Source organism: Gemmobacter nectariphilus DSM 15620, assembly GCF_000429765.1.
GTDB lineage: Bacteria > Pseudomonadota > Alphaproteobacteria > Rhodobacterales > Rhodobacteraceae > Wagnerdoeblera > Wagnerdoeblera nectariphila.
Genome location: NZ_AUCM01000023.1, coordinates 19098 through 31053, shown reverse-complemented (window position 1 = coordinate 31053; position 11956 = coordinate 19098). Strand labels below are relative to the sequence as shown.

At 59.7% G+C, this 11956-nt stretch carries 8 protein-coding genes; 3 read left to right on the top strand and 5 right to left on the bottom strand.

Annotated elements, in window-relative coordinates; all coding sequences use genetic code 11:
- Window positions 1–295, top strand: a 295-nt coding sequence (locus G481_RS0116740; protein WP_035026522.1) for an integrase core domain-containing protein, incomplete at its 5' end; no start/stop codon positions are given.
- Window positions 296–305: 10 nt separating this feature from the next.
- Here G481_RS0116740 and G481_RS0116735 read toward each other — a convergent pair.
- From G481_RS0116735 to G481_RS0116710, 5 genes are all read right to left on the bottom strand, one after another.
- Window positions 306–1157 (bottom strand): hypothetical protein, encoded by an 852-nt coding sequence (locus G481_RS0116735; protein WP_028031036.1) that lies wholly within the window; start codon window positions 1155–1157, stop codon window positions 306–308.
- A 571-nt stretch (window positions 1158–1728) separates the two neighbouring features.
- Window positions 1729–5964, bottom strand: a complete 4236-nt coding sequence (locus G481_RS26035; RefSeq protein WP_154664655.1) for a sacsin N-terminal ATP-binding-like domain-containing protein — start codon at window positions 5962–5964, stop codon at window positions 1729–1731.
- Between the two features lie 112 nt (window positions 5965–6076).
- The gene (locus tag G481_RS26515) at window positions 6077–6406 is read right to left on the bottom strand and encodes a DUF4357 domain-containing protein (protein WP_028031033.1); all 330 of its coding nucleotides are present in this window, start codon (window positions 6404–6406) and stop codon (window positions 6077–6079) included.
- Window positions 6403–9693: a TM0106 family RecB-like putative nuclease gene (locus G481_RS0116715; RefSeq protein WP_028031032.1), complete on the bottom strand. Its 3291-nt coding sequence runs from the start codon at window positions 9691–9693 to the stop codon at window positions 6403–6405. Before G481_RS0116715 ends, G481_RS26515 begins: the two co-directional genes overlap by 4 nt.
- A 148-nt stretch (window positions 9694–9841) precedes the next feature.
- Window positions 9842–10120, bottom strand: a complete 279-nt coding sequence (locus G481_RS0116710; RefSeq protein WP_028031031.1) for a hypothetical protein — start codon at window positions 10118–10120, stop codon at window positions 9842–9844.
- Window positions 10121–10259: 139 nt separating this feature from the next.
- Here G481_RS0116710 and G481_RS0116705 point away from each other — a divergent pair, with 139 nt between their 5' ends.
- The gene (locus G481_RS0116705) at window positions 10260–11234 is read left to right on the top strand and encodes a helix-turn-helix transcriptional regulator (protein WP_028031030.1); all 975 of its coding nucleotides are present in this window, start codon (window positions 10260–10262) and stop codon (window positions 11232–11234) included.
- Between the two features lie 24 nt (window positions 11235–11258).
- Entirely contained in the window at window positions 11259–11924 is a 666-nt protein-coding gene (locus G481_RS0116700; protein ID WP_028031029.1) for a HEPN domain-containing protein, read from the top strand.
- Window positions 11925–11956: the final 32 nt, after the last annotated feature.

The following is an 11956-nucleotide window of genomic DNA, read 5'->3' as shown; positions in this document are numbered from 1 at the left end:
TCTGTCAATCAAATACACCGAGCGACTGGCCGAAGCGGGCATCGAGCCCTCTGTCGGCAGCGTCGGCGACAGTTATGACAATGCGCTTGCTGAGACGATCAACGGCCTCTTCAAAGCCGAAGTCATTCACCGCCGTGGCCCGTGGCGCAGCTTCGAAGCCGTCGAATATGCAACCCTCGAATGGGTGGACTGGTTCAACAACCGCCGCCTGCTCGAGCCGATCGGGAACATCCCGCCCGCAGAAGCCGAGGCAAACTTCTACGCAACTCTGGAAACAGAACCCATGGCCGCGTAACTAACCGAAATCAGCCTCCGGAGAACCCGGTGCGGTTCAAGGCCCGCGACTGCATCGCTTCAAATGCTTCCCCGAGGAAAAAGCGCATGAACACGTTCGCATCGGAGACGGGGGGCTGCGCAGCAGAATAATCGTTCTCTGCTATTACCAGTGCGCTGAAGGTCGACGCGGGCGAAAGATCAGTCCCGGACTCGCAGTTGACGACACTCGTCCCGGCCATGTGATAAACCGCCTGCTCGTAATATCTGAGGAGCGACCGGATCTTGGGGTCGGTTTCACTCAAATATCGTCTCATCGAACCGTCTTCAGAGAAATCACCAGCCGCAATTTCCTCCGCGATGGCATTGATCTCGGCTTCATTATTCCCGTTTGCAACGAGAAGGCGTCGGCGAGCCGTCGAAACCGGGTCAACAAGCCCGGCAACGATCCGCTCTCTATACCGAGCATGAACGTCGCCGAGTTGCCAAGGCATCACGTGCTCGAACGAGGCTTCTAGTAACGACACAATTCTCGCCACCTGCGCCCCATCAATACCTGCAGCGTGATAGGCCTCCTCGTGATCGTTCACGTAATCCCCAACTGATTGCTTATCCTCGCGAAATGCCGGCAGCAACGCCTTGCATTGAAGAACGTCAGGAAAGGCCTCTAAGAAATGAATTCCGCCTGGCGAAAGCAGATGAGACATATGGATAGTCACTGTGCCCTTGGTGAGCATCTTGGTTTTCAGCGCTCGTGCTGTGGTGAGCACGAAGTCATCCAAGCTCTCGTTCCGAAAGTTTGAGGCATGCAGATCCGTCGAGTAGACCCGTGGACCCGTGAGAGTCGATGCTGGAACCAAAGAACGCTGGCTAAGAAAGCTCATCAACTCTCCTGTTGGTTAGCACGGGACACACGGTCGAGCGTATACCAAACGTGCCAACAATTAGAAGTCAGGCAACGCTCCATCGCTCGCTTTGGTAGGAAAGTAACCCGGGAAAGAAGCGATCCAACTAAAGACTGAGATCAAGCTAGGTTCGATTTCTGTTCCATCTATCGAGCGCGACCGGCGTCGAAGTGTTCGGGTGGCTTGAGCAGAAAGATACGCGATTTCAAATGGCTACAGGCTACGCACTAAATCGGTGCAGTCATGAGGTCCGGAGAATGTCGGCCCTGAGAGACCGCCTTCGGGCCTTTTGGCGCCAAGGCCAGTGCACAGCCCCACCCGCATAACCCTCGAAAACAACGGAAAAATCCGGCCACAGCTGGGTCGGGAGAACGCTTTCGCGAGGGCAAGTGGCGGAGGGGATGGGCCTGCGGTCCAACCTTCTCCACCTCGCAACACACTGATTCTACGAGGTTAAATTACGCCTCACTTCAGTCTGTGGCTTTGCGCCGAGAGTTTTGCACCTCGCGATGCCGCCATGGAAGAGCGACAACCACCCTATCTCCTGCCTTCAAGTATGTTTTGTAGCAGCAACGTGCGCTTCGGACTGCTCTTCTACCAGGGGCTCGGCGACGACCAGATCAAACTCCTCTCGTCCGTTCACCTTGTCGACCAACAATTCTCTTTCGGTCCGTATCGCTTCTCCCCGAGCAGAAGGGTTGCGCACTACAGTCAGTTGGGCTTGGTCGCGACCTCCTTCACTAAAGCTGATCCGATATATGAAGTATCGTTCACCCAGGTTGTTTGCGGCTAGCCATTCATTGTCCGAAAATCGAACACTGCCGGACTTTGTCTCGATAAACCGGCTGACCAGTTCCATTCTTGTTGGATTCTTTAGGAATGCCGAACGATTCTCTTCGCTGTCAAAAGTAAGATAGTCACAGCCAAAAGCCCTTGTGCCCTGCAGGTGGGCAACCAGCTGGGGCCAACGGCCGTTGGCGCGTTCGAACGCTGCAGTCCAATGCTCCGCATCCGCCGCACGGTGTGGGTCTGTAGCATTTGGACTTGGGACGTGACCTGTAGGCCCTGAAACGCGTAGCGTGCGCCGCGGGAAAGGCGCGCGCTCCAACGATGTACTGTTCTGCGGCTGACGCTGTTGAACAGTCAACTCGACCTCGGATGGTTTGGCTCCATTAGGAACCTCGTCCGGGTCTGGCCCCAGCTCGTCGTTCCCGCTATCCGCAGCGGATGAAGCTAGCCCACCGCGCGACTTGTTCGCGGCCGCTGCCGGCCCGGCAGCCAACGTCTCCGCATCTACGTCTGGTGCAAACGGAGAGACAAACGCGTGATCGACGCCTCCGATCAACGAAGCAAGTTCTTCCTCGCTAAATGAAGGTAGGGCACGTTGAAGATGGGCGCGACGCAGCGCGTCCGTAGAAGCCGACAAGAAAGGCATAAAGTCTGCGCCGCTTTGTAGTTCAAAAAGCTCCGCAAGCCCATCCGCCACTGCATGGCATCCGAGATCCATCACCTCTTCAAAGCTTCGGGTGCCGTCGACTGTAATGACCAATGTGTCACCATCGAAGCTGTGACGCCATGGGTCCAATTTCTCGACGATCGTGGCGCCGTTGATTGACAGCTCCATCTCGGCATGAGACGCGACCTTGAGCTGAACTGCTTCTAGGCGACGTAGATGAGTGCCGTCAGGAGATAGCGCTTTGCGGAGGGCGGCTATGTAAGGCTTCGATAGATCAAAGCGTGACCGCAAAGTTATGGAATCGCCCTCTACAACCTCATCTACGGAGCAAAGCCTGAGATTGAGCGCATCCTTCTGCAGTGTGGAGACACCGAAACGCGCCATCACCTGTTTAGCATTCCGACGAGACGGTAAATCGAGGAGTCGCAGGTGGGACTTTGCAACTGAAGGAAAGTCATCGCGCTGAGCGTAAAGAACCCCCTCCCGTTCCGCCCAAACTCGGCGCCCTGCAAACTGGACAGGTAGTTTGCCTTCTGTACGAAATGTAATTCCGTCCACTCCCCCGAGCTCCGGGTCGAACGTTTCTCGTTCCAAGATCTGGAGAAAAAGTCTGCTACCTACCTCGGGCTTGATCTGCCTTGCTGGAAGTGAAGCAAGAAGCCGATACACCTGTGCTTCGGGGAGGTCATCCAAATTTCGCACCACGCCTGCACGCTCAAGGCCTCTTCGCCAATGTGCCTTATCGAGTCCGAATTCTATCTCGCTAGTCGAACTGGGTGCGCGGGGCGCCTCGAATAGTGCTGAGAGAACCCCCGGCTCGATCATTGCGTCTCTTGGTGCGTGGCGCTGTCCGTCTTGGCAATCGAGCCATGCACTCGTTTGGATATCGAGATGAACCGAGTTAGGGAGAGCTCCCGGAAATGTCCGAAACTTTGATAAGCCGTTTTCTCGAGCTTCTAACCTAACGCTGAAAGCCGGAATAGGGGCAAGGGGATCAAGCCGCGGATCATGAGCAAGCCATGCTAGAATGGCCTCAGCCGGTGCATCACTGAGAATACGTTCAAGTCCGTCGACGGTGTCATGAGTTGCATTGACCGTGTAGCCCCAAGAAAGATTCGAGCTTTTAATCTCTCTTGAGGTGTTTCCGTCCGTAACCTGAAAGTTCTCGGGTAGCGCGTCAATCACCGATTGACGCCATTTCACTGGCAGAGGTCCGCTTATCTTTCGCGGCCATGGATTGATACCAAGCCATATGAGGAACTCGACCAAATCAACAGGCTCTTCGCCGAAGCCATTTTCAAGTGGTGTGCCGATCAGTAGTTCGGGCTGACCAGGATAGAGAGCCGCCGTGGTTCGTCCAATTATTCCATAATCTTCAGAGAGATGGACGGTTGTTATGTCGCGCCATTGTCCATCTTTGCATCGTACTCGAAAAACCCCTTGAGGCGTGTTTCGGCCCCGGTCATGCAGAGTGTAGATCGTGGCCAACAAACTTGCTTGCAGATGGTCAGGATTGCTTCGTTTCTTCTTCAGAAGGTCCGTTACTCTGCTGCGAAGCGCTGCGATGACGGCTTCCGCGCTGTACTCAACGACACGGAACCCTTTCAGCGAGTGGATTTTGTCGCGGACGACATTTCCCGATGTCTCAGTTAGTAGTTCGGTCCAAAGCTGTGGATGGATGAAGCGCGCGTTCGCCCATTCGGGAAGCCCGTGTCGCTTGGCTACGTCGGAGGGAGGGGGAAATGCCGTGGCCGTCGATGACATTTCCTTACCTTTGATGTCGACCAACAAACGCCGATCGTGTTGGTCTTCTGGAAAGGCTTTCGCGATGCCTACTATCGCCTTTGCACGCTCAGAGAAACTGAGGTCTGCGTCCCGAAGTGTATTAAGAAGATCTCTCGTGCTCACCATCGGCACACCCAGTTCGTGCCTCAGGAGCGCCTCTGCGGCAGTTGAACTGACGCTGGCGAGTTGGCCGAAAAGTCGTGCTGGCAGGTACTCAGCATAGTTTATTGGACCAATTCGTGCATTGTTGGGTTTGCGCCAAACACGATCCATACACCGGACGATGGGTAGATCTTTTGCCCGCAGCCATGCGGCCTCTGCGACTGGTTTCAGCGCGTCTGGAAATTTCTGATGCGCAATAAGCCAGTCAAGCGGTTCAGAAATTCGGCCCATTTTGCGGAGCTCGGTGAGCATTTCGGCGTGTAGACGACCAAGAGCTCGCAGAACCTCGATGTTGTGCTGCGAATCTTCATTGATCGTCTTGCGGCTAGAGTCGAGTTCCAGTGTGGCGTGGAAGAGGCCTGAGAACGGTAGCGGCAGAGAGGTTGGGAAGAAGCTGTGCAACTTGCCAGGCGCATTCGTTTCGCCAGCCCTTATGGCTATGGCGAGTTCAAATTCCCGTACGTTTTCTTTCTCTCCAATAGTACCTACTTGCTGCCTGACAATCCAATCCTGAGTGCTGGTCTCCGAACCACATTCGAGCAACAGCGATACATCGCCGTTGTCTTTCACACCCTTTGTCCATCTCTTCTCATCATAGTCGGGCAGTCGAATGCAGATTTCGTCCAACGCTCGGACGAACAAAAGAAAGCTAGGCTGGAACTGAGTTGCTTGCTCAATGACTCTCTTCAGTGCTTTGATACTGCCGAGTGGAGCGGCGATGACTGTGTCATATCCATCTTCTCGAAGTCTGCGGGCATGCCGCACAACAGCCTGCGTGCCGCATTCACTCAGTGAGTCTAGTTCCGCACCGGTGGCGGGAAACACAAGCAATGGAGGTAGGTTGATAGTATCCCCGCTGAAGCTAGCGGCAATCTCAGCGTTCTGATTAGCTAGCTCAGCAACCATGGCGCGTGCATGGGTCCGCGAGAACCCCAACTCAAGCGCACCACTGATGATAATGGGGGCCTCAGTCCAATTCAGGATCGCACGAAACCCCAGCCCCTTCGCGCCGATCATGCGCGCCGCGCGCGTTGGCTTGTCGCTGGTGTGTGCCGTCATCAGGGATGCGACACCACCTCTCCGGAACGGCTGCCCAGTGTTGGCGACGTATAGTGCCTCCGGCGTCACCTCGATTAGGACACGTCCAGAACCACCCACCTCGCTTGCCGCGTCCGCCGCGTTTTGAACGAGCTCCAGAAGCTCGCGACCGGCATAATCCGCCGTCGTCTGCTTTTCGGTGCGTGAATGCCCTAGAAGGAAGGCGGGTTTCTCGAGGTATGCCTTGCACGTAGATTTCAGCTCAGCAGAAATAAACGCAGCCCAAGCCTCGCCTGTCATGTGCGCGTCGTGCGCTCTGGCGCTGATCTCTTGTTCTACGGACATTCAGTACATCTCAGTTCGCGACGCATAAGACTGCTTTCACTTAATCTGTTGCCAGAACTTACACAGTTCATTTGCTCGCCCAACTCTGTCCCGATCACAGCGAACAGGACAGTTATCCGAGCGCTTCCTTGATCGTCTTACCATCACTAGCCCTGCGCCAGCTTTGGGGTCCACTGCAGTTTCCATCCTTGACGACCCCCCCGGCCACACTGGAGCTGCCGAAGAGGTGATCGCGCGCAAAACGATACAAGTCAGGGTCACTGTCAGGGACGAGGACTGCCTGCCGAAGCAGACGGTCACGCTCCTCGCGATCCCGCTTCACACGAGGGGAGCCTTCCCGCATCGCCGTCGAGCCCTTGCGGACAAGGAAACCACCGGCCTCGGGGCGGCCATAAGCCTGAGCCTTCTGCGGACGCATTACAAACCACTCGTTCTCGGTCATGCACGTCCTCTTTCGTTCTGTTTGAATACGGGCAAAGCACAGAGCGTGTTCACAAGCCGCATCTGCTCGACCGTCTCGCATTTCGCCTCGCGCAGACGCGGCGCGCCGAAGACCAGTGCCAGCCCCTTGGCGCGGGACACCGCGACATTGATGCGGTTGAGCGAGAACAGGAACTCCATTCCGCGCGAGGTTTCCTCGGCCGACGAGGCGGTCATCGAGACAAGGCAGACCGGGGCTTCCTGTCCCTGGAACTTGTCCACCGTGCCCACACGGATGGCACCGGGTAACGCATCGCGCAGGGCGTTCACTTGTGCGTTGTAGGGGGCGACGACGATGATGTCGCTGGCCTGCATCGGGCGGCTGGTTCCGTCCTTCTCTGTCCACGTTCCACTCATCAGATCAGTTACGGCCGCGCGGATCGCTTCGACCTCCTCGCCCGCGATCTGCGCGTTGCCCTCGTGCGGGACCGGCACCCAGAAGGCCCCCGCCTCGGGGAAGCGCGTCCCACGGACGGCCTGCCGGGCAGTGTCGGGGTGGCTGTTCAGCCGCCCCTCATAGACCTGATCCGAGATGAACCGGCAGACCTCAGGATGCATCCGGCGCGAGACGGGCAGGAAAATGCCACGGTCAGGGGGCACGGTCGCATGTTCACCGAGCATCCAGTCGAGGCAGGACAGGTTCGCAGGCTCCGGATGCGCCCCTTGGATCACTTGCGGCAACTGGCGCGGGTCGCCGACCGGCACGATGTTGCGTGCGGCCCGGCCCATGGCAACCATGTTGGCCAGACCGACCTGTCCGGCCTCGTCCACGAACAGCCAGTCGAAGGCTTGCACATTCTCGTCGCGAGAGAAGAACCAGGCCGTCGCGCCGACAACATGCTGCCCGCCCGCGGCCTCGTCATTGCTGGTGGTGCGGCGCACCGGGCAATCGTCGGGGTAGCCGTCATCGTCGCCGCTGGTCTTGTGAACCAGATCCAGCGTGATCGGCAGATCTTCATCCTCGAGCGCACTCAGGCAACCCATCAGGACGTTGCGGATCGCCTCGTGGCTGTTCGAGGTCACGCCGACCCGCGCGCCGTTCCGCACCAGCGACAGGATCGCTCGGGCGGTGACATAGGTCTTGCCCGTGCCGGGCGGTCCTTGGATCGGCAGCACGGTTTCGTCCATGGCGCCGACGGCCGCGATCGTGCCGGCAACGGGGTCGGCAACAGGCGTCAGGGGGCCGGTCGTCAGTCGAGGCCCCGCGCGCGACAGCAGGTCATCGACCGCCCGATAACCCCCTGGCCCGCATTGGTCGGCGATGACGTCACGCAAGGCGCCAGGGATGGGTTTGGGATCAAGCGGCCAGTCGGGGTGCAGGTTCACCCGGTCTCCCAAAAGATGATCCTTCCCCGGCCCGGCCTTAACCGTGACCTGCCGCGCCTTGCGATCCATGTCCGCAATGCTGACCGAGATCGGCGGGCCATCGAACACCGGCACCGTCGCGCCCTTGCCAGGGCGAAGCTTCGTTTCTTGCGAGGGGAAGCGATAGCTGCGGGCAAAGGACCGCTTGACCGGCTCGATCGGACCAATCGCTTCCAGCCCCGCCAACGCATCAAGATCATCCAGCAGGTCGTCCTCGTCCTTGGACGCGGAGTCGAACACTGCCCATTGCGCGGGCTTGGCCTCGCGCTTGTGAAAGAGACCAAGGTTGAAAAGGAGCGCCTGCCGGTCATCGGGGAGACCCGATGCGGCAAGTGCCGCTCGCAAGGCCTGCGCATCGGCATCTTCCTCAGCCTCTTTCGGCCCGGCATCAGGGGCCAGGGTCGGCCACGGACCCGCGGGGCGGATGCCCACCAGCCAGTCGCGCAATTCCTCGGTCGAGATGCAGTCGATCCGGTTGTAATCCTCGATCTCGTCAAGGATCTGCTGGTCTTGGGTTTCACGCCAGCGCTCATAGGCCACGACCGATCCACCCGCAGTCTTGACCTCGCCTTCGCGCACGCGGCCGTAGAAGGCCTCCATCGACTTGATGGAATAGTTGCGCTCCGACCCGATCAAGCCACCACGCACCACGGCGAACAGATCGACAAAGCGGCGTTCGCGCAGCAATCGGTCAAGGAAAGCCTCGCCGATCCCGTATTTCGTGGTCAGGCGGCGCAGCGCGGTGATCTCGTAGGCCGCATAATGATAGATGCGGGCGTTCGGGAACGCCTCCAGCCGCGCGCGGAAGAAGGCCAGTAGCTCCTCGAGCGCCTTGGCCTCGGCCGCGTGGTCGTGCGCCCAGAAGGCGCGGAACTGCCCGTCGCACCAGACGCCGTGCAGATATTCGAGGCCGCCCTCGTAGTGCGGATCGCCTTCGATGTCGTAGAACAGATCGCCCGGCTGCGGTTCCGGGAGCAGGTCAAATCCCTTGCCGAGCTCGGGTGCGCGCAACTCGAAGGACGGGGCGCCGGTCTTGCGGGCGTGCTGCAACCGGGCCTGCGTGACCAGTCGCGCGCGGGTGCCCTCGGCCATGCCCCGCACCGGGCGATCCAGTTCCGCAAGGTCCGCCATCGTGGTGACTCCGGCGGCCTCCAGCTTCTTGACCTGCCCGCGGCTGATATTGGCCACGTTGAACAGGCTGTCCTCGGCCTGCCAGACGCTTTCGCAGTGATCGGCCCAGCGACAAAGCCCGCAGTCGGCGCAGGGGATTGGCCTAGTCGGCGTCGGCTCCGCCACGAAGGCCTCCAGCCGCCCCCGCGCCGCCCGGGCGTAGTGGGCGTAGTCCGCAAGCCGAAGGGTCGCGCGCTCGCCGGTGCCCAGTTCGACATGGGCGAATTCCGGCGCGACACCCTGCACTTCGGTCAGCAAGTCAGAGTACAAGACCAGTTGCAGCACATGCTTGGGATGCGGCCTGCGCTTCAGCTTGGTATCGGCCACTTCATAGCTGAAGGGCCCGAGCGCCGATGGGCGCTCCACGCGCTCCAGGAAGTCCGACCAGCCGCCCCAGGTGCCGGACAGGAAGGCCCCCTGAAAAACCACTTCGGCACCCTGCGCCAGTGCCGCTTGGGTCGCTTTCGCATCGGCGACCAGATCGCCTCGGGGAATTTCCAGCACGGCTTTCCCGGCGGACTTCAGCTTCTGCAGATGCCCTGCTTCATGCGCATCGCCCTGTTTCTGAAGCAGCGCCGCATCCTCGGTATCCTCGCCCGGCTCCGGCCCCTCGCCGCGCAGGCGCATCAGGTCGAGCGTCGTTGCGTGGGCACAGCCCATGAACCGCATCAGGTCGGTCGCCGAGAAAAGGATGTTGCCGCCGAGGTTCCTCATGGTCGCCCTGAAATCGTAATTGAGCGCAACCCGAAGCGGAATCGTCTCGTCAGGTCACAGGTTCCGCAATAAACGCCTTGGGTGTCAATTCCTGTCGGGCTCAGCACGCCAATAAATCGGCGTGCCCACCGCTGAAGCTTGTGCCGGTTCAAGACAACGACACATCATCCTCGCGCACGATCCGGAGGCTCTTCGGCGCGATCAGCGAGGGCGGTTTGCCTTTTGCGCCCATGCGCAGCGAAAAGCCACGACTGAGAAGCGAGGCCGCCTCGTCCAGCGTCCGGACATAGGTCGCGTTTTCGGCGTGGTGTTTGTGTTTGCCATGCGCCGGATCGGCAAGCTGATAGCCCTTAGACGTGACGACAGGCTCCTCGACGCTGCCGACACGCGATGAAACCCTTTCGATCCTGATGACACGACCAGCCATTGTTCTTCCTCTCAATTCGTTGGTGCACCTGCCGGGCCAAGGAACTGGTGATGGAAATCACTCGGGAATCGGCTCGACAGGTCGCACCAACCTTCCTAGCCTGCAGGGGTGTCAAACTCTGACAGGCTTGCGAGGGTGTATGTCCTTTTCCAAGGCTCAGGATCTCATCCGCCTTGCCCAGATGGCCGCCGCACGGCGCGGCGGCGTCAGTCTTGAGGATATCTGCGAGGAATTCGGCGTCTCACACCGTACCGCGCAACGCATGACCGACGCGCTTGAGGAGACCTTCGGCAATGTCGAAGCTGCGGATGGAGAGGACCGCAGGCGGCGCTGGCGGCTCTCCGATCCCGGCCTGTCGCAGCTGAAGCTTCGGCACGAAACCGGCGTCGAGGCTCTTGAGATCGCGGCCCGAACGGCCGAGGCCGAGGGCCGGGTGCGCCACGCCAAGGCCTTGAACGACTTGCGCGATGGCAATTTGGCGCGTGTTCCCGCCCGAGCACGGGTGGAGGCGGATGCAGAGGCTGTCCTTGCCGCCATGGGGCAGGTCACCCGGCCGGGGCCGAAGGTCAGCCTTCAACCGGATATCCTTGATGCCATCATCGAGTCCCTGCGCGGCCCTTTCCGTCTGCGGGTGCGCTACAATCAGGACGTAGCACTCCGCATCCTGGAACCACACGGGGTCCTCTTGGGCCATCGGACTTATCTTGCTGCTCGCGATCCGGCCAAGGCCGATGAGGTGCGCAACTTCCGCATCGACCTCATCCACGAAGCCGAGACACTGAACGAAAGCTTCGCCCTGCAGGACGGGTTCACGATCGCCGAATACGCCGCGCAGGCCTTCGGCGTATGGCAGGATCCGGCGCAATATGCCGAGGTGGTCTGGCGCTTTGCCCCGGAAGCCGCCGACCGCGCCGCGGGCTTCCGCTTTCACCCCCGGCAGGAGCTGGAACCGCAGGACGACGGCAGCCTGATCGTGCGCTTCCATGCGGCAGGTTGGCTCGAGATGGCCTGGCATCTCTACCAATGGGGCGACAAGGTTGAGGTAATTGCACCCCTGGCACTGCGCGACATGGTCGAAGGACATCGCCGCTCAGACTTTGCCGCCATGCCGTGACCCGAATTTGAGAGGATCCATTTGATGCCTGACACACTGACTTTCGCCACCCTCAAGGAAAAACAGCGTGCCATTCGGGCGGGGTTCCCCGAGACGATGGGCCTGCGCGTTCATCGCGCTATCAGCTGGATCGGTCGGGCCGAGGCCTGCGACGGGGATGACGATGCCCGTTTCATCTTCCTCTGGATCGCATTCAACGCCGCTTATGCAGACGAACGGGAGTTCCAGTCCATTCCGCAGGGCGAACGCGCGGCCTTCCTCGACTACTTCGGACGGCTGACCGCATTGGACAGCGAACGCCGCATCTACAAGGCTGTCTGGCAACGCTTCTCCGGGCCAGTGCGCCTGCTTCTGGAAAACCGCTATGTCTTCAATCCGTTCTGGCAGCACCACAACGGTATCGACGGGTTCGCGGATTGGGAAGATCGCTTCAAGGCATCGGCTCGGTCCTTTGCACAAGCGTTTCAGGCTGGCGACAGCGCGCGGGTGCTGAGCTTCGTTTTCGACCGTCTCTATGTCCTACGCAATCAGCTGGTGCATGGCGGGGCGACCTGGAACAGCGGGGTCAACCGAGCCCAGGTGCGCGACGGGGCTGCGATCCTTGCATTCCTCGTTCCGGTGTTCGTTGACCTGATGATGGATAACCCTGCAGGTGACTGGGGCCGCCCCTTCTATCCGGTCGTTCCCTGAGAAACCGACCTACCAGAAGCGCAACCAGACGT

Excerpts from the sequence above, each read along its gene's own strand:
- G481_RS0116735 (WP_028031036.1), bottom strand. The coding sequence starts at position 1,157 with ATGAGCTTTCTTAGCCAGCGTTCTTTGGTTCCAGCATCGACTCTCACG.
- G481_RS26035 (WP_154664655.1), bottom strand. The coding sequence starts at position 5,964 with ATGTCCGTAGAACAAGAGATCAGCGCCAGAGCGCACGACGCGCACATG.
- G481_RS26515 (WP_028031033.1), bottom strand. The coding sequence starts at position 6,406 with ATGACCGAGAACGAGTGGTTTGTAATGCGTCCGCAGAAGGCTCAGGCT.
- G481_RS0116715 (WP_028031032.1), bottom strand. The coding sequence starts at position 9,693 with ATGAGGAACCTCGGCGGCAACATCCTTTTCTCGGCGACCGACCTGATG.
- G481_RS0116710 (WP_028031031.1), bottom strand. The coding sequence starts at position 10,120 with ATGGCTGGTCGTGTCATCAGGATCGAAAGGGTTTCATCGCGTGTCGGC.
- G481_RS0116705 (WP_028031030.1), top strand. The coding sequence starts at position 10,260 with ATGTCCTTTTCCAAGGCTCAGGATCTCATCCGCCTTGCCCAGATGGCC.
- G481_RS0116700 (WP_028031029.1), top strand. The coding sequence starts at position 11,259 with ATGCCTGACACACTGACTTTCGCCACCCTCAAGGAAAAACAGCGTGCC.